Consider the following 22,875-nt stretch of genomic DNA (forward strand, 5'->3'; position numbering starts at 1 on the left):
AAGGCCAAGGCGACGACGCCTGACCACACAGCGTTGCGCTCCTGAACAGGAGAATGCCCCCACAGGGCAGTCTCCAGGCCTAGGCTCCGTCTCACAGAGAGTCGGCACGGCCTGAGCCGCATCGCACACTGTCGCCGGATTCGAGGAGATTCGCATGACCGATATCGCCGTCACCGTCAACGGCAAGCAGCGTCCGCTCGCCGGAACGCCCGCGCACGCCACCGCTCTGGACTGGCTGCGCGACAACGGTCTCTCCGGCAGCAAGGAGGGTTGCGCAGAGGGCGAGTGCGGCGCCTGCGCGATGCTGCTGGCCACGCCCACCATCGATGGCGGCACCGCCTGGACCCCGGTCAACGCCTGCCTGGTGCCGGTGTACGCGCTCGACGGCCAGGAGTTCATCACGGCCGAAGGCCTCGGATCGGTCGACGACCTGCATCCCGTGCAGGCGAAGCTGGCCGAGGCCGGCGGATCCCAGTGCGGCTACTGCACCCCCGGCTTCGCCTGCAGCATGGCGGGCGAGTACTACCGCGCCGATCGCACCCCCGCGGACGACGCTTCGACCGGCTCAGCGACCGGCGCCGACGATGACGCCTGCCCGGTCCACGATCCCGAGCACGGCCCGAACGGCTTCGACCTGCACGCGCTCAGCGGCAACCTGTGCCGCTGCACCGGCTACCGCCCGATCCGCGACGCCGCCTACACGCTCGGCTCTCCCGACGCGGACGACCCCCTGCAGCAGCGCCTCGCGCAGCCCGCCCCGGAGCCGGTCGCGACCGACGCCGAGATCGACGGTGCGCGCTTCGTCCGCCCCGCGACGCTCCCCGAGGCTCTGCGGATCCTGCAGGACGAAAAGGACGCGCTGCTCGTCGCCGGATCCACCGACTACGGCGTCGAGGTCAACATCCGCGGCCGCCGCGCCCCGCTCGTCGTCGCGATCGAGCAGCTGCCGGAGCTGCGCACCCTCACGATCGGCGACGAGTACGTCGAGATCGGCGCAGCCCTTCCGCTCTCCGACGTGGAGAAGCGCCTCGACGGCCGGATCCCGCTGCTCGCGCAGCTGTTCCCGCAGTTCGCCTCGCGCCTCATCCGCAACCGCGGCACTATCGGCGGCAACCTCGGCACCGGATCCCCCATCGGCGACACCCCGCCGGCCCTGCTCGCCCTGCGCGCGAGCGTCGTGCTGGCGTCGGTCGACGGAGAGCGCGAGGTCGACCTGGCCGACTACTTCACCGGCTACCGGCAGACCGTCAAGCGGCCCGATGAGCTCATCAAGGCCATCCGGATCCCGCTGCCGCTCGCCACCACGACCGCGTTCCACAAGATCGCCAAGCGTCGCTTCGACGACATCTCCAGCGTCGCCATCGCGTTCGCGCTCGACATCGAGGACGGGATCGTGACCGGCGCGACCATCGGCCTGGGCGGCATCGCCGCCACCCCGCTGCGTGCTCGCGCCACGGAGGACGCGCTGATCGGCAAGCCCTGGAACATCGCCACGGTGAAGGCGGCCGCCGAGATCCTCCGCGGCGAGGGCACCCCGATGTCCGACCACCGCGCCAGCAGCGAGTACCGCTCGCTCATGCTCAACACCGCGCTGCTCAAGCTCTACAGCGCGACCGTCATCGAGTCGAAGGAGGTGTCGGCATGAGCACTGTCGCCGACCGCCCGGAGAACCCCGTCGTCGGCCTGCGGGCCGCGCACGAGAGCGCCGCCCTGCACGTCACGGGTGCGGCGATGTACACCGACGACATCGCGGAGCAGACCGCGGGTGTGCTCACCGCCTGGCCGGTGCAGTCCACCAACGCGCACGCGAAGGTCACGATCGACGTGTCCGGCGCCTACGAGGTGCCCGGCGTCGTGCGCGTACTCACCGCCGAGGACGTGCCGGGCCTGAACGATGCGGGCATCCGCAACGACGAGCCGCTGTTCCCGAGCGAGGCCATGTTCTACGGGCACGCCCTGGTGTGGGTGCTCGGCGAGACGCAGGAGGCCGCGCGCCTCGGCGCCGAGCGCGTCACGGTCGAGTACGAGCCGCTGCCGTCGCTCATCACGGTGCAGGACGCCCTCAAGGCGCAGTCCTTCCAGGGCACCCCGCGCACGGTGCAGCGCGGCGACGCCGCCGCAGGCCTGGCCGGATCCGCGCACGTCTTCGAGGGCGTGACCGAGTTCGGCGGCCAGGAGCACTTCTACCTCGAGACGCATGCGTCTTTCGCGATCCGCGACTCCGAGGGGCAGTACTTCATCCAGTGCTCCACCCAGCACCCCACGGAGACCCAGGATCTGGTCTCGCATGTGCTCGGGATCCCGGCGAACGAGATCACGGTGCAGTGCCTGCGCATGGGCGGCGGCTTCGGCGGCAAGGAGATGCAGCCGCACGGATTCGCGGCGATCGCGGCCCTCGGCGCCAAGCTCACCGGCCGCCCGGTACGACTGCGCCTGAACCGCACGCAGGACATCACCATGACCGGCAAACGGCACCCGTTCCACATCGCGTGGAAGGTGGGCTTCGACGAGAACGGCCTGCTGCAGGCGCTCGACACGACCCTCACCTGCGACGGCGGCTGGTCGATCGACCTGTCCGAGCCCGTGCTCGGCCGCGCCCTCTGCCACCTGGACAACTCGTACTGGATCCCCAACGTGCACGCCTACGGGCAGATCGTGAAGACCAACAAGACCTCGAACACCGCCTACCGCGGGTTCGGCGGCCCCCAGGGCGTCTTCCTCATCGAGGACATCCTGGGACGGGTCGCCCCGGTCCTCGGCATCGATCCCCTCGAGCTGCGCCGCAAGAACTTCTACAAGCCCGGGCAGACCACGCCCTACGGCCAGCTCGTGAAGGACGCGGACCGCCTCGAGACGATCTGGGGCCAGCTCTCGGACGAGGCGGACGTGGCCGCCCGCCGCGAGCAGATCGCGCGGTTCAACGAGACCAGCCCGCACGTGAAGCGCGCGCTGTCGATCACGCCGATCAAGTTCGGGATCTCGTTCAACTTCGCGGCGTTCAACCAGGCCGGCGCTCTCGTGCACATCTACAAGGACGGCTCGGTCCTGATCAACCACGGCGGCACCGAGATGGGCCAGGGCCTGCACACGAAGATGCTGCAGGTCGCCGCGACCGCGCTCGGCGTCGATCTGAAGCAGGTGCGTCTTGCCCCGACCCGCACCGACAAGGTGCCGAACACGTCGGCGACGGCGGCGTCCTCGGGCGCGGACCTGAACGGCGGCGCGGTGAAGAACGCGTGCGAGCAGATCCGCGACCGGCTCGCGAAGGTCGCCGGACGCATGCTCGGCGTCGACGAGCGCGACGTGCGCTTCGGCGGCGGCTTCGTGACCGCGCTCGGCGCGCCGGTGAATCGCGTGTCCTGGGGCGAGGTCGTCAAGGCGGCGTACTTCCAGCGCGTGCAGCTCTTCGCGGCCGGTTACTACCGCACCGAGGGCCTGCACTGGAATCCGGAGATCATGCAGGGGTCCCCGTTCAAGTACTTCGCGTACGGTGCGGCGGCCACCGAGGTCGAGGTGGACGAATTCACCGGCGCCTACCGGGTGCGCCGCGTCGACATCGTGCACGACGTGGGCGACTCGCTCTCGCCGATGCTCGACATCGGCCAGATCGAGGGCGCGTACGTGCAGGGCGTGGGCTGGCTGACGCTCGAGGAGCTGCGCTGGGATGAGAGCGACGGCCCGCACCGCGGCCGGCTGCAGACCCAGTCGGCGTCGACGTACAAGCTGCCGAGCTTCTCCGAGATGCCGGAGGAGTTCCACGTGCGGCTGTTCGAGAACGCGCGCGAGGAGGGCGCGGTCTACGGATCCAAGGCCGTGGGCGAGCCCCCGTTCATGCTCGCCTTCAGCGCCCGCGAGGCGATCCGCGACGCCGTGGCGGCCTTCGGCCCGGCCGGGCACTCGGTCGACCTCGGCTCCCCCGCCACGCCGGAGGCCGTGTTCTGGGCCGTCCGCGCCGCACAGGAGGCGGCGTCCGCCGAGGCTGGCGCCGCGCCCGCCCCCACGCCCGCCGCGGAGCGCCCCCTGGTCGCCGCCGCCGGCGACTGACCCCCATTTCCGAGTCGTCCCCCTGAGAACGACTCATGGCTCGTGCTCAGGGGGACGACTCGAAGAGAAGGAACACCATGGACTGGCTGGACGCGCTGCAGGATCTGCGGTCGCGGCGGATCCCCGCCGTGATCGTGACCCTTGCGACCGTCCGCGGCCACGCCCCGCGCAACGGCGGCGCGAAGATGGTGGTCTCCCCCGACGCCGTGCACGGCACGGTCGGGGGCGGCAACCTCGAGCAGACCGCGATCGAGCAGGCGCGACGCATGCTCGCCGACGGATCCGCGGAGCCCGAGCTGCTCGCGCTCACGCTGAGCGACAAGGCCGTGACGGAGTACGGGGTGCAGTGCTGCGGAGGAGAGGTCACCATGCTGCTGGAGCCGATCCGGGTCACCCCGGCCGTCGCCGTGTTCGGCCTCGGCCACGTCGGCCTCGAGCTCGCACGCATCCTCGCCCGGCACGAGCTGGAGCTCACGCTCGTCGACTCGCGCGCGGAGATGCTCGCGGAGGAGCGGATCGGGATCCCCGGAGAGCGGGGTCCGCTCGGCGACGCCGTGGCGCGGGTGCGCGTCGTGCACGCGCCCGTGCCCGAGGCCGCGCTCGCAGACCTCACACCCGGCGCGCACGTGCTGGTCATGACGCACGACCATGTCGAGGACCTGGCGATCGTCGATCAGGCGCTGCGCACCCCGGGCCTCGGATCCGTGGGCCTGATCGGGTCCGCCTCGAAGTGGGCGCGGTTCAGGAAGAAGCTGCACGAGCTGGGCCAGACCGATGAGGATGTCGCACGGGTGACCACCCCGATCGGGATCCCCGAGGTCGCCGGCAAGCAGCCCGCGGTGATCGCGGTGAGCGTCGCGGCCCGGATCCTGCAGCTCATCGACGCGGCGGCCGCGACGGACTGAGAGCGCGCGGCGCGGCACCGCGGTCGACGAGGTCAGTCGTCGAGCGACGCGAGGTAGCCCGCGTTGCCGCGGAGCGCCGCCTCGTAGCGCTGCACCTCCGCGGTCGGGAAACGGTCGGCGACCACGGTGAGCACGGCGCCGAGTGCGGCACTGGGCCGGCCCATCGCGTGCAGGGTGAGTGCGCGGAAGATGCCGAGCGACTCCGATTCGGGGAAAAGGGCGATGCCCTCGTCGAACGCCGCCAGGCTCTCATCGAGGCGGCCGAGATTGCGCAGCGTGCTGCCGTATTGGAGGTAGCACTGCCGCAGCCAGCGCCCCTCCAGGCCTGCCGCCATCGCCCGGCGGTAGTAGCCGAGCGCGACCTCCTCCTGGCCGTCGGTGTCATAGGCGCCGCCGACCTCGTAGAGCACGGCGGGGTCATCGGGATGTTCTTCGAGGATCTCGAGGAACATCCCGATGGTCGGCTCCATGTGGCCGCGATCCCGGGCGGCGAAGATCTCGTCGAGTCGGGTTCGCAGAACGGTGTCGGTGATCATGGGTCCTCCTCCGTCCACGCTAGCCGTCTCGGATGCCTTCCCCTCGGTCTCCCCGCCGGCACGTGCGCCACCGGATCCGACCGGCAGATCATCGACAGGCGCCCTTCCTTTCGTCACGGGTGCGACGAGCACACGCAGAGACCGACATCCTCGGCGGTGAGCTGTATGCCGCCCGATGAGTTCGCGGAGTTCGCCAGCTGCGCGAGATAGTCCCGGCTCAGCTCGGGTGCTTCGGGCTCCTCGAAGACGAACCTCAGCTCGACAGCCGGGTTCAACCAGATCGTGCTGCGCCCCGGTGGCTGATCCTCCGAGTGCGGCCAGGACACGGTGAAGCTCTCGCCCCGGCGCAGCTTGGTCGCGATCACGATCTTGAGATGCGCAAGGGCGCGGTCCTCGATGTGGATCGGGGATGCCGACCCGCCGTAGTAGATGGTTCCCACGTGGCGCCTATCCCGAGCGCCGCGCAGGGTGCATCCCGACCGGCGCGAAATGAGGGATCGGGATCGGCTTCGCGCTGCGCGTGACCGCACGGCGAAGGTCTTCGACGACGTTCGCCGGGCAGACGTACCTGGTGGGCAGCGCGACGTCGACCAGCCAGGTGACCTCGCACTCGCCGTCGGCCGCCCGCAGGATGCTCGCGACCGTCGCCCGCGGGTCATCAGCCGGGTAGCGGCGGTCGAGGATGACCCACTCCGTCCCGGTGATCTGGTGCAGCTCGAGCAGCTCGGCCGTCATCATGCGACGCTCCCGTCGTCTTCGGCACCGTCGTCCGATGACGGGACCTCCGGGTGGCGGACTCGCATCCGGTCGGGCCGGAAGCCGTGCTCCACACCCCAGAGGACCGCTTCCGTGCGGGACGTCGCACCGATACGCCGATACGCGGATCGGATGTATGTCTTGACCGAGTTGATCGACAGGTGGGTGCGGTCGGCGATCTTCGCGTTCGACAGGCCCTGGGTGATGAGCGCCAGGACTTCGGATTCCCGGGCGGTGAGCCCTTCCTCGCGGCCGGGCCAGTCGCCCACCGTGATCGCGGGCCTCCCCTGCGTGCCCACCCAGACCTGCGGGCCCCCGGCGCAGATCTGCTGCAGGGCGGTGACCAGCTGGCTCGCGGGGACGCCCTTGGACACGTAGCCGCCGGCACCGTTGGTGATCGCGGCATTGATCAACACGTCATCGAGGTTCCACGAGTACACCACGACTCGCCCGACTCGCGGATTCGCCGCGAGGTCGTGGACATCGGCGCGGTCACCCTGCGTCGACGCGAAGGTGTCGTACAGGGCGACGTCGACGACTTCCGCGACCGGTTTGTTCAGATCCAGCTCGACGACCTGGACGACGTCCTGATAGGCGTGCAGCATCGCGGCGAGTCCGCGGACGACGACTTCGTAGTCGTTCACCAGAGCGACCCGCAACGCCTTCGAATCTCCGACCGGGAGAGGATTCATCTCCACTCTCGCTTCCTCGTGAGGGATCGGTCAGACGATCCAGTCGCTGCCTTGAACGCTCTCAACGCTATTCATCGGTCGGGCGGCTGTCTTCACCCCTAGGGGTGTAATCGACCCTCATCATTATTGAACATGTTCAGTTCCTGTTGTATCGTCAACCCATGACCGAGATCCTGGAGAGCACCACGAGCGCGACGACCAGCCCCGCGCCCGCCGATCCGCTCTTCGATCCCGAGGACGTGCGCCAGCTGTTCGACCGCATGGCCGCCTCCTACGACCGGATGAACATCGCCCTGTCCCTGGGATTCTCGACGCTGTGGCGACGACAGCTGCTCGGCCTGGTACACGCCAGCGGATCCCCCCGTCGCGTACTCGACCTGATGAGCGGACGGGGCGAGACCTGGGCCGAGATCGAGCGCCGGCTCCCGCAGGCGGAGATCACCGCGGTCGACTTCTCGGCGCAGATGATGGCGCAGGCGGAGGCGCGCAGTCGCGGCCGCTTCGGGGGGCGTGTGCGGCTGCGGCAGGAGGACGCCCTGGCGGGGTCGACGAAGGACGCCTCCGTCGATGTCGTGGTCAGCGCGTACGGTCTGAAGACGTTCGACGCCGCACAGCTGGAGCGCCTGGCGTCCGAGGTCGCGCGAGTGCTGCAGCCGGGCGGATCCTTCGCCTTCATCGATGTCACCGAGCCCGACTGCGGACCGCTGCGGATGCTCTACCGGACGTACCTGCGCTGCATCGTGCCGCTTGCAGGGATCCTGCTGCTCTCGAACCCGACGGAGTACCGGATGCTGCACCGCTATCTCGCCGGCTTCGGCGACGGTTCCCGTGCCGTCGAGGCGTTCCGTGCGGAGGCCGGCCTGCGCATCGAGGTGCGCCGGCACTTCTTCGGCTGCGCCATGAGCATCAGCGGTCGGCGGATCTGACCGCACCGCACCGCGGGCGCACAGTTCGCAGAGGTCGAGGTTCGACACCGCACCGTGCGAGCGGGCGGGCGCGCCGACCCCAGGCATCGCCGAAGTTCGTACAGCGGAAACTTGAATCCGCATTGCGGACTTTTGTCTTGCACGATGGGCCTCGGGGACGTAGAATCATCGCAGGCCTAGGCGGGTTACGACAGTGAACCATCTACCGGGCATCCCAGGCGGCGACGTCGTGGATCGTGACCCGGAGTTCCTCCCCGTGCAGGCCCCTCCCGCACCATCCCGATGCACCGCCTGATCAGGAGCCGATGGCCGGCACCTGGATGAGGGAGGTGCCCCATGCTGGATCGCATTCACGAATACGGCGAGTGCTTCACCGAGCCGGACCGCTGGGCGATCGCGACGATCGTCGAGGTGTCCGGATCCGTCCCGCGCCCTGCCGGCACGTCTATGGCGGTGCGCGACGACGGCCGCACGATCGGGTCCATCTCGGGCGGCTGTGTCGAGGGTGCCGTCGTCGATGCTGCGCTCACGTGCCTGGAGTCCGGCGCGACCGAGCTGCACTCCTTCGGCTACCCCGACGATGACGGCATGTCGATCGGCCTGATGTGCGGCGGCGACGTGCGCGTGCTCGTGCAGCCGCTGCGCACGCTGGGCGCGGTCGACCCGCGGTTCCGCACGCACCTGGTCCGCGATCTGCCCCTGCACGACACCACGGCCGGCGCTCTCCTCACCGCGGAGGGCCTCGGCATCACGCTCGGCCCGGACGCGCTCTGCGCGGCGTTCGACGGGGAAGACCTTCCCGACGTGGTCGCTCACGTCGCGGCGGACGCGGCGAACCGGATCCGTGCGGCGCTGCGGACCGGCGGCACGCACGTGGTGGACGTCACCGACCGCGCGGTGCCGGAGTGCTCGGTCGTGCGGCGCCTGCTCGTGGAGTCGACCGCGACGCCCGCGCGGCTCCTCATCTACGGCGCGAACGACTTCTCCGCAGCGCTCGCGCAGGCCGCCGCCGCACTGGGCAGGCACGTCACCGTGTGCGACGCCCGGCCGGTGTTCGCCACCCGCGACCGCCACCCCGGCGCGCACGAGGTCGTGCTGATGCACCCGGCCGAGCACTTCACGGCGGAACTCTCCGCGGGCCGCATCGACGCGCGCACCGCGATCGTCGTCCTCACCCACGACCCTCGCTTCGACCTTCCCGTGCTCGATGCCGCACTGCGCCACGGCGTCGCCTACGTCGGTGCGATGGGATCCCGCGTCACGCACGACAAGCGCGTGCAGGAGCTGCGTGCGGGCGGGCTCACCGCCGCGCACCTCGACCGGCTGCACTCGCCGATCGGCCTGGACCTGGGCGCGCGCACCCCGGCAGAGGTCGCGGTGTCGATCCTCGCCGAGCTGATCCTCGTGGAATCGGCCGCGCGAGCCGGATCCGCGCCGGCGAGCGCCCGTGCCGAGGTCGGGAGCCGAGCGCTGCCCGCCCGACTCCGCGACACCACCGGCGACGTGCACGACGGCGCACGGCGAGGAGCGGAGCCGCTCGCGAGGCTCGTCGCCGCAGAGGTCGGCCGCGCGGCAGCGCCCATCGGCCGCAGCTGCGCGGTCACCCCGCGACGCACCGCGACGCCGAAGGAGGCCCTGGCATGGATGTGACGAGCGTCGACGAGGTGCTGATGTGCGCCGACCCCGGACAGTGGCGCCCGGGCGACTCCTGGCTCGCGGGCGGCACCGTGATCTTCTCGTACGGCACCGACATCACCCGCGGCGCGCCCACGCGGCTGCTCGACATCACGGGAGCCGGCTGGGCGCCGCTGACCTGGCACGACACCGGCGACCGCCTGGGTTCACTGGAGCACGGGATCCTGGAGATCGCGGCGACGTGCCGCATCGCGGATCTGCGCGCCCTCGCCGACGACCCCTTCCCCGGCGGAATGCCGCGCCGGAGCCTGCCCGGGCTGGATCTGATCCCGCCGGCCTGCGATTCCTTCGTCGCGTCGTGGAAGATCTGGAATGTCTCCACGGTCGGCGGCAACGTGGCCACCGCGCTGCCGGCCGGGCCGACGATCTCACTGCTGAGCAGCTGGGACGCGACCGCCGTGATCCTGTGCCCGGACGGATCCGAGCGGCGCACGCCCGTGGCCGACCTCGTCGTCGGTCCCGCCCGCACCCGCCTGGCCGACGGCGAGCTGATCCGCAGCTTCCGCGTGGCCGTCCGCGCACTCGCGCAGGAGTCCGCGTTCCGCCGCATCTCGCTCACCGAGCGCGGGCGCTCCGCCGCGCTGCTGATCGGACGCCGCACCTCGACCTCGACGCTGCGGCTCACGGTGACCGCGTCGACGTTCCACCCCATCGTGCTCGACGTGACCGCGGATCCGGATGCCGTGGCCGCGAACGGAGGCGACGGGTTCGCGGTGCGTGCGGACGGCGCCGCCTGGCGCACCGCGATCGACGCCGCGGTCGACCGCACCCGTGGCTGGTACGACGACATCCACGGCGAGCCTGCCTGGCGACGGCGGATGACGCATCGCCTCGGCGAGGAGATCCTCGCGGAACTGCTGCCGGGCCTGGCGACCGGCGTCGACGACGCGATCGGGCGGGTCACGGGCGACCTGCGCATCGAGAGGAGTGCACGATGACCGCCGAGAACATCGGGACCGTCCGGCCCCCGCAGCGCGAGACTCCGGATCCGGCACGAGACTCCGCACAGAGCAGGGAGTCTCAGGCAGGACACGGAGACCCCCGAGGGGCGATCTGCGGATCGGGCGCATCCCGCACCGCGACCGCGACCCTCGACGGCCGTGCCGTCGCCGTCGATCCCGAACCGGGACAGTGCCTGCGCACCTGGCTGCGCGACCAGGGCTCGTACGGCGTGAAGAAGGGCTGCGACGGCGGCGACTGCGGCGCGTGCACGGTGATCGTCGACGGCGAGGCGGTGCACAGCTGCGTGTACCCCGCGCATCGTGCCGTCGGCCGCGACATCGTCACGGTCCAGGGCCTCGGCACACCCGAGGATCCGCACCCGGTGCAGGAGCGGTTCCGCCGTGCCGCCGGATTCCAGTGCGGGTTCTGCACGGCCGGGATGGTGTGCACGGTCGCCTCGATGCCGGCCGGCGCCGAGGAGGACCTCGGCCGTACGCTCAAGGGCAACATCTGCCGCTGCACCGGATACCGCGCGATCGAGGACGCTGTGCACGGCGCCGTGAACATCGACGACAGCGCCGGCGGCGTCGGCCGTGCGACCGGAGCGCCCGCCGCGACAGGGGTCGTGACGGGGACCGTCCGCTACACGATGGACATCGACCCCGCCGAGCTCCCCGGCCCGCTGCTCTACGCCGCTGTCGTGCGCAGCCCGCATCCGCATGCGCGCGTGGTCCGGGTCGATGCGACGCGGGCCCTCGCCGCCGACGGTGTGGTGCGCGTGCTCAGCCGCGACGACGCTCCGACGACGGTGTTCTCCACGGCGCAGCACGAGATCGAGGCCGACGACCCCTACGACACCCGCGTGTTCGACGAGTACGTGCGCTTCGTCGGGCAGCGCGTGGCCCTGGTCGTGGCGGAGTCGCAGCGCGCCGCCGATCGCGCCGCACGCCTGGTCGACGTCGAGTACGAGGTCCTGCCCGCGAACACGGATCCCGAGCGCGCCGACCGTCCAGGCACCGTGGCGCTGCACGGCCCGGCCTCGCCGGGAGGCCGGCGCGACCGGGCTGCCGGTCGCGAGATCGACGGCCCCGAGGGCGTCGCCCGCCCCGACGACAACGTCGTCATGGAGCTGCACACCGAGACCGGCGACCTCACGGCAGAGCTCGCCGCGAGCCACGTCGTCGAGGACCGCACCTTCCACACCCACCGCGTCTCGCACACGGCGCTCGAGACGCATGGATCCATCGCCTGGCAGGATCCGGACGGCCGTTTCGTGGTGCGCAGCAGCACCCAGGTGCCGTTCCTTGCCCGGCGCACGCTCGCCCGCATCTTCGGCATCGACAAGGAGCAGCTGCGCGTCTACTCCGCCCGCGTCGGCGGCGGCTTCGGCGGCAAGCAGGAGATCTTCACCGAGGATCTGGCCCTGCTGGCGACGATGGTGACCGGACGCCCGGTGCGCGTCGAGTTCTCCCGCAAGGAGGTGCTCACGGCGACGAGCGTGCGGCATCCGTTCCGCATCCGGGTGCGCATGGGGGCGACCGCGGACGGCCGGATCACCGGCATCGGCGTGGACGTGCGCTCCGACACCGGCGCCTACGGCAACCACGGCCCCGGCGTGATGTTCCACGGAGTGGGCGAGTCCATCGCCGTGTACCGTGCGGCCGCGAAGAAGATCGACGCCGATGTCGTCTACACGAACACCGTCCCCTCCGGCGCCTTCCGCGGCTACGGCCTGAGCCAGATGATCTTCGCGATCGAGTCGACCGTCGACGAGATCGCGCGGCGGCTGGGTATGGATCCGCTCGCATTCCGCACCGCGACCCTGATCGGGCAGGACGACGCGATGATCGCCGCGCACGAGGAGCCCGATCTCATCATCGGCAGTTACGGCCTGGACGAATGCGTGCAGATCGTGCGCGACGGCCTGGCGCGGGATCGGGAGACGGACCGCGCCGGACTCGCGCCGGGATGGCGTCTCGGGGAGGGATCCGCCGTCGCGATGATCGCCACGGTCCCCCCGCGCGGGCACCATTCGCACACCGTGATCCGGCTCCAGGCCGACGGGGCGTTCGGGCTGGACGTCGGCACGGCGGAGTTCGGCAACGGCACCTCCACGGTGCACCAGCAGATCGCCGCGACCGTGCTGCAGACGACGACGCGCGCCGTGCGGCTGCGCCAGTCCGACTCGGATCTGGTGCCGCACGACACCGGCGCCTTCGGATCCACCGGGACCGTCGTCGCGGGCCGGGCCACGCACGCCGCCGCCACCGCGCTGGCCGGGCGCATCCTCGCCCGGGCAGCGTCGCTGCTCGACGCCCCCGTCGACGAGTGCGTGCTGGCCGGAGGACGCGTGATCCGCGGCGAGCAGTCGGTCGCCCTCGCCGACATCGCCGCTGACGCGGAGCTTCACGGCGGGGCGCTCGAGGAGAAGGGGTACTGGGGCGGTACGCCGCGCTCGGTCGCGTTCAACGTGCAGGGGTTCCGCGTCGCGATCGACGAGGCGACCGGAGAGCTGCGGATCCTGCGATCGATCCACGCCGCCGATGCCGGCGTGGTCGTGAACCCGGAGCAGTGCCGGGGCCAGGTCGAAGGCGGCATCGCACAGGGCATCGGCGCCGCGCTGCATGAGATCGTGCGCGTGGACGACGGTGGCACCGTCGTGTCGGACATCCTGCGCCAGTACCACGTGCCGACGTTCGCGGACATCCCGCGCTCGGAGGTGCACTTCGCGCAGACCTCGGACGTGCTCGGCCCGCTCGGTGCCAAGTCGATGAGCGAGTCGCCGTTCAACCCGATCGCACCGGCGTTGGCCGCGGCGATCCGCGACGCGACCGGCATCCGGATGACCGTGACGCCCTTCACGCGCGACCGGATCCACGCCGCGATCCTGGAGCGCGACGCGTCGCTCCCCTTCCCGGGGTCGTTGAGCGCCCTTCGACAAGCTCAGGAACCGGCCGAAGGCGACCGAGACGACACGCGGTCCCGGAGAGGGCGCGACGTCTCGTCTCGCTTCGCTCGCTCAACGACCGAGATCTCGGGAACGAACCGATGACGACCCCGCTCAGGCACGCCATCGTGCTCGCCGCGGGCTACGGCACCCGCCTCGGACGCGGCCCCAAGGCGCTGCTGCCGTGGAACGGCGAGGTGCTGGTCACTCGCGCCGCGCGCGCCGCAGCCGAGGCCGGCTGCAGCGTCACGGTCGCGGTCGGTCCGGCCGGCCGCGAGGCACGCAGCTGGCTGCGCGGCCGCTGCCCCGCGGCGCACGTGGTCAGGGTGCACGACGCGCATCTGGGCATGTCCGCCTCTCTGCGCGCCGCCGTGCTGCCGCTCGTCGTGGCCGATCCCGCACCGCAGGCCGTGATCGTGCTGCTCGTGGATCAGCCCGGCGTCGACGCGCCCGTGATCCGCCGGCTGTTCGACTCGCACGTGCCGGGGCGGGCGACCCGCGCGCTGTGGCACGGCGTCCCCGCGAACCCCGTGGTGTTCGACACCCGCGACCTCTGCGCGGCCGCGGCCCTCGCGGAGGGCGATGCCGCGGCCCGCACCTGGATCGCACACAATCGGCACCTCGTCGATGACGTCGAGTGCAGCGACCTCGGCCGCGGCGACGACATCGACGAGCCCGCCGACCTCGCATCCTGGCCCGAACTGCGCGCCCCTCGCTGACTCCGGGGTCGTTGAGCGAGGACGCCGCAGGCGAGCGAGACGAAACGCGGTGCTCTCGCGAGGGCACCGCGTTTCGTCTCGCTCCTCGCTGCGCTCGGTGCTCGCTCAACGACCCCGGAGAGGGCTCACTCAGCGCCCCCGGAATACGCACGCGTGAACGCCGAAGTCCCCGACCCGCAGCGCGGATCGGGGGCTTCGGATCGTCGGGCTCAGTGTCCGAGCAGCTGCTCCACCGGACCGCGCACGAAGTAGAGCGCGAAGCCGGCGGCGACCACCCACATCAGCCAGTGCACCTTGCGCGCCCGTCCGGACAGCGCGTTCACGAGTGCCCAGGAGATGAAGCCGACGCCGATGCCGTTCGCGATCGAGTAGGTCAGCGGCATCGTGACGATCGTGAGGAATGCCGGCAGCGCGACGGCGAACTTCTTGAACGAGATCTCGCGGATCTGGGCCATCATCATCGCGCCGACGACGACCAGCGCTGCGGATCCGACCTCGATCGGCACCACCAGCGTGAGCGGCGTGAGGAACATGGACAGCAGGAACAGCACGCCGACCACCAGTGATGCCAGGCCCGTGCGGGCGCCCTCGCCGATGCCGGAGGCGCTGTCGACGTAGACCGTGTTCGATGACGTCGACGTCGCGCCGCCCGCCACGGCGCCGAAGCCCTCCACGATGAACGCCGAGCGCAGCCGCGGGAACGTGCCGTCCTTGTACGCCAGGCCGGCATTCTTCGCGAGACCGGTCATGGTGCCCATGGCATCGAAGAAGTTCGAGAACACGAGGGTGAACACCAGCATCGTCGCGGACAGCGCTCCGATCCGGCCGAAGGCGCCGAACATGTCGAACTGGCCGACGAGGCCGAAGTCCGGGACGGTCACCCACGAGCTCGGCAGCTGCGGGATCGTCATGTGCCAGCCGTTCGGATCCTTGAACGAGGGGCCGAGCTGCAACACCGCCTGTGCGATGAGCGCGACGATCGTGGTCGCGACGATGCCGATCAGGATGCCGCCGGGCACCTTGCGCGCCACGAGGATCGCGATGACGACCACGCCGAGCAGGAAGATGAGTGTCGGGACGGAGGTGATGGATCCGCCCACGCCCAGCTGCACCGGCGGGCCGGCGGGCGTGCGGTTCACGAAGCCCGAGTCGACGAAGCCGATGAAGGCGATGAACAGGCCGATGCCGACCGTGATCGCGGCCTTGAGCGCCTGGGGCACGGCCTTGAAGATCGCCGTCCGGATGCCGGTGGCTCCGAACAGCACGATCAGCACCCCGTTGATCACGACCAGGCCCATGGCCTCCTGCCAGGTGACCTGGCCGACGACCGACACGGCGAGGAAGGAGTTGATGCCCAGGCCCGCGGCGAGCGCGAACGGCAGGCGGGCGATCACGCCGAAAAGGATCGTCATCACGCCGGCGGTGAGGCCGGTCGCGGCGCCGATCTGCGCGGCGTTGAGCGCGTGGTCCGCGACATCCTTGGTGCCGCCGAGGATCAGCGGGTTCAGGATCACGATGTAGGCCATCGTGACGAAGGTCACGATGCCGCCGCGGATCTCACGGCCGATGGTCGAACCGCGGCGGGTGATCTCGAAGAACCTGTCGAACGCGTTCTTCGGTTCGGCGTCCACCGTGGTGCTGGCGCCGGTCTTCAGCGGCGGCAGGTCCTGTGTCGTGCGGGAGAACACGTCACCGCCGGAGACGGTGGGCATGCCCTCGGTCTCGGGGGTGGGAGTGGATGACGTCATTGTCTGCTCCTGATTCCTTCGGGTCGGGTCAGTACTCGATACGGGTGGTGGTGCGGCTCCACTCGGTGAAGGGCGCGACGCGCTCCTCAGCCGGCAGAGCGATGTCGGAGACGGGCATGAGGGCCTTGTCCTCGGGCCCGCCCTCGAAATAGCGGTAGAACACCGCGTCGTCGAAACCGGCATCGGCGGCGTCGTCGCGGTTCGCCGCGAAGTACACGCGGTCCACGCGCGCCCAGAGCGACGTGGCCAGGCACATCGGGCACGGCTCGCAGCTCGTGTAGAGGGTGCAGCCTGCGAGGTCGAACGTGCCGAGCTGCTGACACGCGTTGCGGATCGCGGTCACTTCGGCGTGCGCCGAAGGATCGAGGTTCGCGGTGACCCGGTTGACGCCCTCGAACACCCTGCCGTCGGCAGAGACGATGAGGGCGCCGAACGGACCTCCGGCGTTGCGGACGTTGTCCGTGGCAAGGGCGACGGCCTGAGCGAGATACTCGGCGGGCGTCGCCGGCGCAGCGGACGGAGGCACAGTGCCGTGAGAAGGCACAGGGGTGCTGTTCATGGAGAGCTTCCTTGCTGTCGTCGCAGTGATACGGCTTCCGGTCGAGCCCGTCGTCGGGCCCTTCCTCGAGATAAGTACGTCGAACCGCTAGGTTGTCATCCCGCCCGAGACGGCTGTTGCGGCCTCGGGCTGGAATGACGATAACAGCGATCCTCCGCCGCGTCCATGGTTTTTTGGAACTCACATTCCGTATCGCGGTAAACATGGTTTCGCTTCCGCATTCGCGGCACTATCATCCCTTCCATGACGCATTTTCGGATCAGTGAGGCAGCGCGCCTTCTCGACGTCAGCGACGACACCATCCGCCGCTGGGCGGCCGAGGGGATCCTCACCGTCTCCAAGGACGATTCCGGACACCAGATCGTGCCGGGTGCGGAGCTCGCCGAACGAGCACAGGCGCTGGCCGGCGAGCCGGATCCCGGCGACAACGTGCTGCGCAGCGCGCGCAACCGCTTCGTGGGCCTCGTCACCGCCGTGCGCGTGGAGGGGCTCATGGCGCAGATCGAACTGCAGAGCGGTCCGCACCGCATCGTGTCGCTCATGAGCGCCGAGGCCGCGACCGAGCTCGGGCTCGAGGTCGGCAGCAAGGCCGTCGCCGTCACCAAGGCCACCATGATGATCATCGAAGCCGAAAGGGCCTGATCCCGAATGACCCGCTCCTTGCCGTTCCGCCTGTCCGCGGTCGTCGCCACGGCCGTCGCCGCGGCGCTCGCCCTGACCGCATGCTCGGGCTCCTCGCCCGCCGCGACGCCGACGCCGACCAGCACCGCGGCCGCCTCCACCGCGAGCGGCGAGCTGACCGTGTTCGCCGCGGCCTCGCTCAGCAAGGCGTTCGACCAGATCACCACCGCCTTCGAAGCCGACAACCCGAAGGTGCACGTCAACCCGATCACCTACGACGGATCCTCGACGCTCGCGACGCAGATCATCGAGGGCGCGCCGGTCGACGTGTTCGCCTCGGCCGATCAGAAGAACATGGACAAGGTCACCCAGGCCGGTCTCGCCGGTGACGCACCGGTGTTCACCACGAACGTGCTGCAGATCGCCGTCGCCCCCGGCAACCCCCTGAAGGTGAAGGATCTCGCCTCGCTCGCGGACCCCGGTCTCAAGCTCGTGCTGTGCGCGCCCGCGGTGCCCTGCGGCAACGCCGCGAAGACGCTCCTCGACACGGCGGGCGTGACCGTGACGCCCGCCAGCGAGGAGCAGAACGTGACCGCGGTGCTGGCCAAGGTCAAGGCCGGCGAGGCCGACGCCGGCCTGGTCTACACGACCGATGTCAGGGCCGCGGGCTCCGCAGTGACCGGCATCGCGATCGCCGGCGCCGACAAGGCGACCAACACCTACCCGATCACGGTGCTGAAGGGCTCGAAGAACGCGGATGCCGCGGCAGCGTTCCAGGCCTTCGTGCTGTCGGACAAGGGGCAGAAGATCCTCAAGGATCTGGGGTTCGGCGGCGCATGAGAACGGGGGGCCGGAGGGAACCGCGCGCGGCCCTGTCGTCGATGACGGCGGCCGCGCGCGGCGACGCCCCGACCCCGGATGCCGCGCCTGTGCCCCCCGCGCCTGCCCCGCGCCAGGGCGGAGAGCACCTGCCCACCTGGCTGCTGATCCCGGCGATCATCGCGGTGCTGCTGCTGGTGCTGCCGTTCATCGCGCTGCTGGTGCGCCTGGACTGGGCGACGGTCCCGGCGGCGATCACCTCGCCCGCGGCGCTGCAGGCGCTCGGGCTCTCCCTGGCCACGGCCGCGATCGCGACCGTGATCTGCGCGATCCTCGGGGTGCCGCTCGCGGTCGCCATGGCCCGCAGCCCCGGATGGCTGGCCTCGGTGCTGCGCACGCTGACCACGCTGCCGCTCGTGCTGCCCCCGCTCGTCGGAGGCATCGCGCTGCTCGCCCTGCTCGGGCGCAACGGCCTACTCGGCGGCGCGCTCGCCGTCGCCGGCATCAGGATCCCGTTCACGACGGCGGCCGTGGTCATCGCGCAGACCTTCGTGGCCCTGCCGTTCCTGGTGATCTCGATCGAGGGCGCGCTGCGGGCGATCGGCACCGAGCACGAGCGGGTCGCGGCGGGGCTGGGGGCGAGCCGGTTCACGGTCTTCCGCCGGGTGACCCTGCCGCTCGCGTCTCCCGGGCTCGTCGCAGGCACGGTCTTGTGCTTCGCGCGGGCGCTCGGAGAGTTCGGCGCGACCGCGCTGTTCGCGGGCAACGCCGCCGGGGTCACCCGCACGATGCCGCTCGCGATCTACACGGCCTTCAACGGGGCCGGGGTCGAGGAGGACACCGCGATCGCACTGTCGCTGCTGCTGATCCTCGTCGCCCTCGCGGTGCTCGTGCTGGTGCGCGGCTGGCGGGCGGGGGCCGTGCGATGAGGGTCGACCTGCACACCTGCCGCGGCGGATTCGCGATGTCCGCGGCCTTCGAGGCGCAGCCGGGCGAGATCCTCGCGGTGATCGGGCCGAACGGATCCGGCAAGTCGACGCTGCTGAACGCGATCGCCGGCCTCCTCCCGGCCGCCGGGTCCGTCGTCGTCGGCGACCGCGTGCTCGACGCACCGGCCGGTCCCGGCGCGGCGCGCGGGATCCATGTGTCGCCCTCGCGGCGCCGCATCGCGCTGCTCGGACAGCGCCCGCTGCTGTTCCCGCATCTGTCCGTGCGCGAGAACGTCGCATTCGGGCCTCGCGCACAGGGAGTGCCGCGGGCCGAGGCCCGACGTCGCGCCGAGCAGCGACTGGAGGAAGTGGGACTGGGCGGCCTCGCCGCGCGCCGCCCCGCAGAGCTCTCCGGCGGGCAGCAGCAGCGCGCCGCGATCGCGCGCGCGCTCGCCTCCGAGCCCGATGCCCTGCTGCTGGACGAGCCGTTCGCCGCCCTCGACGCGCCGTCGGCCGCGCAGGCGCGGCGGCTCGTCGCCGCGCAGCAGGGCGAGAACCCCGCGCTTCCCATCGTGCTGGTCACGCATGATCCGATGGACGCGCTGATCCTCGCCGCACGCACGCTCGTGATGCACGACGGGTCCGTGGTGCAGGGCGGCAGCACCGCCGAGGTGCTGGGACACCCGCGTTCGGAGTTCGTGGCCGCGCTCGCCGGCGTGAACCGCCTCGAGGCGCTCGGCGCGGACGATGGCCTCGTGCACGCGGGCGGCCTGGTGCTGCGCGGGCACGGCGATGCCCTGGGCGTCGGCGAGGCCGGCAGCGTCGTGTTCGCGCCGGGCTCGGTGCGCATGGATTCGCTCGAGGCGCTCGGCGACGTCGGATCCGCCACCGAACCGAACCGCTGGACCGGGCGGGTCACGCAGCTCGACCCCATCCCCGGCGGGATCCGCCTGCACACCGCCGAGCACCCCGATGTCGCCGTCGACTGCCCCTCCACGCACGCTGTGACGCTCGGGCTGCACCCCGGACAGCGCCTCGCATTCCACATCGACGAGTCCGACGTCTCGGTCCGCGCGGGTTCCTGAGCGCAGCGCCGCAGCGGGCGTTGAGCGACGACGTTCCACCTCACTGGTCGCAGATTGCGACTCCGCCCGCGCCAGAACCGCAATTCGCGACCAGCGAGCAGTCATCGCTTTCCGGATCCTGCACAGCCACGGCGGTGCTACGGTTGCCCATCGAAAGGGGACAGACCGATGCCGACCGCGCCGCGAACACGCGAGACCGATGCCGCTCCGGCGCGCAGCGGTGCTCGGCGGCTGCCGTCGTCCGGCGTCCTCGACCTCCGCGATCGTCCCTTGCGCGACCTGCGGATCTCGGTCACAGACCGGTGCAACTTCCGCTGCGTCTATTGCATGCCGCGCGAGGTGTTCGGCCGCGACTATGCATTCCTGGAACGGCATGAACTGCTCAGTTTCGAGGAAATCGAGCGGATCGCCCGGGCCGCGCTCGCGAACGGCGTCCGCAAACTGCGGCTCACCGGCGGCGAGCCGCTGCTGCGCCGCGGGATCGAAGATCTGGTCGCACGGCTCGCGGCTCTGCGCACCCTCGACGGGACCAAGCCCGAGATCGCGCTCACGACGAACGGATCCGCTCTCGCCGTCAAGGCGGAGGCTCTCAAGGCGGCGGGCGTCGACCGCGTCACCGTGTCGATCGACTCCCTGGACGATCAGTTGTTCCGGCGGATGAACGATGTGGAGTTCCCCGTCGCCCGCGTGCTGCAGGGCATCGATGCGGCGCAGGCCGCCGGCATGCCCGTGAAGCTCAACACGGTGGTCAAACGGGGTCTCAACGACAGCGAGATCCTGAGCTTGGCCGAGCACTTCCGCGGCACCGGTCACGTGCTGCGCTTCATCGAGTACATGGACGTCGGCGCCACCAACGGCTGGAGCCTGGACGAGGTGGTCCCCTCGGCCGAGATCGTGTCGACCATCGATGCGCGCTTCCCGCTCGAAGCCATCGCACCAGCCTCGACCGGCGAGACTGCGAAGCGCTGGCGCTATGTCGACGGATCCGGCGAGATCGGCGTCATCTCCTCCGTCACGAACGCCTTCTGCGGCACCTGCAACCGCGCCCGTCTCTCCACCGAGGGGCGCCTGTTCACCTGCCTGTTCGCGACCGAGGGGCATGACCTGCGCGCACTGCTGCGCGGCGGCGTGGACGACGCCGAGCTCACGGCCGCGCTCGCGCAGATCTGGGGCGTGCGCGACGACCGCTACTCCGAGATCCGATCGAGCCTCACCCCCGAGCTGCGCGCCGACCGCCATCGCATCGAGATGAGCTACATCGGGGGCTGAGCTCGAGATCTGAATCTCCGCGTTTCGTCTCGCTTCGCTCGCTCAACGACCGCGTTGCGTCAGAGCCCGACCCACTCCGAGACGCCGTCGGCGTAGTGCTGGCGCTTCCAGATGGGCACGCCGCGCTTGATCTCCTCGACCAGGCGCTCGCACGCCTCGAACGCCTCCTTGCGGTGCCCTGCCGACGCCGCGGCGAACAGGGCGACATCGCCGATCCTCAGGTCGCCAACCCGGTGAGCGGCCGCGACGAGCAGTCCGGTCTCCGCGGTCACGCGCTCCACGATCTCCTCGAGGAACCGCTCGGCGTCGGGGTGCGCGCGGTAGTCCAGGGAGCGCACCGCCTGCCCGCCGTCGTGGTCGCGCACGACGCCGCAGAACATCACCGTGGCTCCGTGCGCCGCATCGCCGACTGCTGCCCTGATGCTCGCCTCGTCCAGCGGCTCGTCGCTGATGATCGCGCGCTCGCTCATGCGTCCGCTCCTTCCGTCGCTCCGCCCACGGCGGCGAATGCCCCGATCCCGCCCACGAGATAGCGCGCCTCGACGCCGCGCTCGCGCAGTACCCGCACTGCTCGACGTGAGCGCGGATCCTTCTCGCAGAACACGACGAGCGGCCCGTCGCCCGATTCGAGGTTCGCGGGGATCGCGGCACCGTCCTCGAGCGCGCCGAGCGGCAGTGTGCCGGCGCCGGGGATCCCCCGCAGCAGAGTCTCGTGCGGCTCCCGCACGTCGAGCAGCCGCACTCCGTCCTCACGCTGCAGCCGCAGCACCTCGGCGGCGGACAGCGCCGAGGCGTCCTCGGCCGGGCCGGTGCCGCAGAACAGCTCGTAGTCGATGAGCCCAGTGACGGCCGGAGCATCCTCGGCGCGCTCGAATCCGATCTCGCGGGTGCGCGCGGTGAGCGCGTCGTAGAACAGCACGCGGCCGACCAGGGGCTCGCCGATGCCCGTGATGAGCTTCACGACCTCGGTCGCCATGAACGATCCGATCGCGGTGCACAGGCTCGCGAGCACTCCGCCGAGCTCGCACGACAGCACCTCGTCCGCGGCCGGCGGCACGGGGAACAGGTCGCGGAAGCCGACCTCGGGCACAGAGACGCCGACCTGTCCCTGGAATCGCAGGATGGATCCCCACACCAGCGGCTTGCCGGCGAGGCGCGCGGCGTCGTCCGCGAGGTAGCGGGTCGGGAAGTTGTCACTGCCATCGATGAGGAGGTCGTACTCGGCGAGGATCCCGGGCAGCGTCTCGGCGGTCGCGCGTTCACGATACGGACGCACCAGGATGCCGGGGTCGATGTCGCGCACGGTGTCGGCGAGCGAGCCGACCTTGGACCGGCCGATGTCGTCCATGCCGTGGCTGAGCTGGCGATGCAGATTGGACAGCTCCACGACGTCGTCGTCGATGACGCCGATCGTGCCGACCCCGCTGCCGGCGAGCGCGGGGACGAGGGCGCTGCCGAGACCGCCCGCGCCGATCACGAGCACCCGAGCCGCGCGCAGACGCCGCTGCGCGGTCTCGCCGAAGCCGGGCAGCATGAGCTGACGGCTGTACCGGACGATGTGTTCGGGCGGCAGTTCCGGCCCCGGCTCGACGAGCGCGATCATAGGATCGAGTGTACGCGGAGAACGTCTCGCGAAACCGTCTGTTTTCCATGATGCGGATGCCAACTTCCGCGATACGGGTT

At 70.8% G+C, this 22,875-nt stretch carries 21 protein-coding genes; 13 read left to right on the forward strand and 8 right to left on the reverse strand.

The features are described 5' to 3' along the window. Positions 1–154 precede the first annotated feature (154 nt). The 3 genes from AC1DCT_RS17765 to xdhC all read left to right on the forward strand — a co-directional run bounded on the left by AC1DCT_RS17765 (position 155) and on the right by xdhC (position 4,949). Positions 155–1,645, forward strand: coding sequence for a xanthine dehydrogenase small subunit (locus AC1DCT_RS17765; protein ID WP_477430538.1), 1,491 nt, complete (start codon positions 155–157; stop codon positions 1,643–1,645). Then, entirely contained in the window at positions 1,642–4,044 is a 2,403-nt protein-coding gene (xdhB, locus tag AC1DCT_RS17770) for a xanthine dehydrogenase molybdopterin binding subunit (protein WP_477430539.1), read from the forward strand. The genes AC1DCT_RS17765 and xdhB overlap by 4 nt, the downstream gene beginning before the upstream one ends. Before the next feature lie 77 nt (positions 4,045–4,121). After that, a complete protein-coding gene (gene xdhC / locus AC1DCT_RS17775; protein WP_477430540.1) occupies positions 4,122–4,949 on the forward strand; it encodes a xanthine dehydrogenase accessory protein XdhC in 828 nt (275 codons plus the stop codon). A 32-nt stretch (positions 4,950–4,981) separates the two neighbouring features. Here the strand turns inward: xdhC and AC1DCT_RS17780 are convergent, their stop codons facing one another. The 4 genes from AC1DCT_RS17780 to AC1DCT_RS17795 form a co-directional block, all read right to left on the reverse strand. Continuing rightward, positions 4,982–5,485 carry a tetratricopeptide repeat protein gene (locus AC1DCT_RS17780; RefSeq protein WP_477430541.1) on the reverse strand — a complete coding sequence of 168 codons (504 nt, stop codon included), beginning with the start codon at positions 5,483–5,485 and terminating at the stop codon, positions 4,982–4,984. A gap of 113 nt (positions 5,486–5,598) precedes the next feature. Continuing rightward, a complete protein-coding gene (locus AC1DCT_RS17785; RefSeq protein ID WP_440733124.1) occupies positions 5,599–5,925 on the reverse strand; it encodes a DUF7882 family protein in 327 nt (108 codons plus the stop codon). Between the two features lie 7 nt (positions 5,926–5,932). After that, a complete protein-coding gene (locus AC1DCT_RS17790) occupies positions 5,933–6,223 on the reverse strand; it encodes a hypothetical protein (RefSeq protein ID WP_440733123.1) in 291 nt (96 codons plus the stop codon). After that, complete coding sequence (locus AC1DCT_RS17795; RefSeq protein WP_440733122.1) at positions 6,220–6,933, reverse strand: response regulator transcription factor; 714 nt, start codon at positions 6,931–6,933, stop codon at positions 6,220–6,222. The genes AC1DCT_RS17790 and AC1DCT_RS17795 overlap by 4 nt, the downstream gene beginning before the upstream one ends. A 161-nt stretch (positions 6,934–7,094) precedes the next feature. Here AC1DCT_RS17795 and AC1DCT_RS17800 point away from each other — a divergent pair, with 161 nt between their 5' ends. The 5 genes from AC1DCT_RS17800 to AC1DCT_RS17820 all read left to right on the forward strand — a co-directional run bounded on the left by AC1DCT_RS17800 (position 7,095) and on the right by AC1DCT_RS17820 (position 14,162). Further along, complete coding sequence (locus tag AC1DCT_RS17800) at positions 7,095–7,859, forward strand: class I SAM-dependent methyltransferase (RefSeq protein ID WP_441977344.1); 765 nt, start codon at positions 7,095–7,097, stop codon at positions 7,857–7,859. Positions 7,860–8,195: 336 nt separating this feature from the next. Beyond that, complete coding sequence (locus tag AC1DCT_RS17805) at positions 8,196–9,509, forward strand: XdhC family protein (RefSeq protein ID WP_477229742.1); 1,314 nt, start codon at positions 8,196–8,198, stop codon at positions 9,507–9,509. Then, positions 9,500–10,492, forward strand: coding sequence for an FAD binding domain-containing protein (locus AC1DCT_RS17810; protein WP_441977346.1), 993 nt, complete (start codon positions 9,500–9,502; stop codon positions 10,490–10,492). The genes AC1DCT_RS17805 and AC1DCT_RS17810 overlap by 10 nt, the downstream gene beginning before the upstream one ends. Beyond that, positions 10,489–13,548, forward strand: coding sequence for a molybdopterin-dependent oxidoreductase (locus tag AC1DCT_RS17815; protein ID WP_477430542.1), 3,060 nt, complete (start codon positions 10,489–10,491; stop codon positions 13,546–13,548). Before AC1DCT_RS17810 ends, AC1DCT_RS17815 begins: the two co-directional genes overlap by 4 nt. Beyond that, positions 13,545–14,162 carry a nucleotidyltransferase family protein gene (locus AC1DCT_RS17820; RefSeq protein WP_477229745.1) on the forward strand — a complete coding sequence of 206 codons (618 nt, stop codon included), beginning with the start codon at positions 13,545–13,547 and terminating at the stop codon, positions 14,160–14,162. Before AC1DCT_RS17815 ends, AC1DCT_RS17820 begins: the two co-directional genes overlap by 4 nt. Positions 14,163–14,371: 209 nt before the next feature. Here AC1DCT_RS17820 and AC1DCT_RS17825 read toward each other — a convergent pair whose 3' ends face one another. Then, positions 14,372–15,910 (reverse strand): NCS2 family permease, encoded by a 1,539-nt coding sequence (locus tag AC1DCT_RS17825; protein ID WP_440733116.1) that lies wholly within the window; start codon positions 15,908–15,910, stop codon positions 14,372–14,374. 28 nt (positions 15,911–15,938) lie between these two features. After that, positions 15,939–16,469: a nucleoside deaminase gene (locus AC1DCT_RS17830; protein ID WP_440733115.1), complete on the reverse strand. Its 531-nt coding sequence runs from the start codon at positions 16,467–16,469 to the stop codon at positions 15,939–15,941. A gap of 243 nt (positions 16,470–16,712) precedes the next feature. Between AC1DCT_RS17830 and AC1DCT_RS17835 the strand changes: the two genes are divergently transcribed. From AC1DCT_RS17835 to moaA, 5 genes are all read left to right on the forward strand, one after another. Then, positions 16,713–17,111, forward strand: coding sequence for a TOBE domain-containing protein (locus AC1DCT_RS17835; protein ID WP_440733114.1), 399 nt, complete (start codon positions 16,713–16,715; stop codon positions 17,109–17,111). 6 nt (positions 17,112–17,117) lie between these two features. Further along, a complete protein-coding gene (gene modA / locus AC1DCT_RS17840) occupies positions 17,118–17,930 on the forward strand; it encodes a molybdate ABC transporter substrate-binding protein (protein ID WP_477430543.1) in 813 nt (270 codons plus the stop codon). 41 nt (positions 17,931–17,971) lie between these two features. Further along, positions 17,972–18,838 carry an ABC transporter permease gene (locus AC1DCT_RS17845; RefSeq protein WP_477430544.1) on the forward strand — a complete coding sequence of 289 codons (867 nt, stop codon included), beginning with the start codon at positions 17,972–17,974 and terminating at the stop codon, positions 18,836–18,838. 35 nt (positions 18,839–18,873) lie between these two features. Continuing rightward, complete coding sequence (locus tag AC1DCT_RS17850) at positions 18,874–19,923, forward strand: sulfate/molybdate ABC transporter ATP-binding protein (RefSeq protein ID WP_477430545.1); 1,050 nt, start codon at positions 18,874–18,876, stop codon at positions 19,921–19,923. 168 nt (positions 19,924–20,091) lie between these two features. After that, positions 20,092–21,192, forward strand: coding sequence for a GTP 3',8-cyclase MoaA (gene moaA / locus AC1DCT_RS17855; protein WP_477229747.1), 1,101 nt, complete (start codon positions 20,092–20,094; stop codon positions 21,190–21,192). Between the two features lie 59 nt (positions 21,193–21,251). Here the strand turns inward: moaA and AC1DCT_RS17860 are convergent, their stop codons facing one another. Together AC1DCT_RS17860 and AC1DCT_RS17865 are read right to left on the reverse strand one after the other, a co-directional pair. Then, positions 21,252–21,662 carry a molybdenum cofactor biosynthesis protein MoaE gene (locus AC1DCT_RS17860; protein ID WP_441977355.1) on the reverse strand — a complete coding sequence of 137 codons (411 nt, stop codon included), beginning with the start codon at positions 21,660–21,662 and terminating at the stop codon, positions 21,252–21,254. Further along, positions 21,659–22,795, reverse strand: a complete 1,137-nt coding sequence (locus tag AC1DCT_RS17865) for a ThiF family adenylyltransferase (protein ID WP_477430546.1) — start codon at positions 22,793–22,795, stop codon at positions 21,659–21,661. The genes AC1DCT_RS17860 and AC1DCT_RS17865 overlap by 4 nt, the downstream gene beginning before the upstream one ends. Positions 22,796–22,875 lie beyond the last annotated feature (80 nt).

The organism is Microbacterium sp. 10L49, from assembly GCF_056395125.1.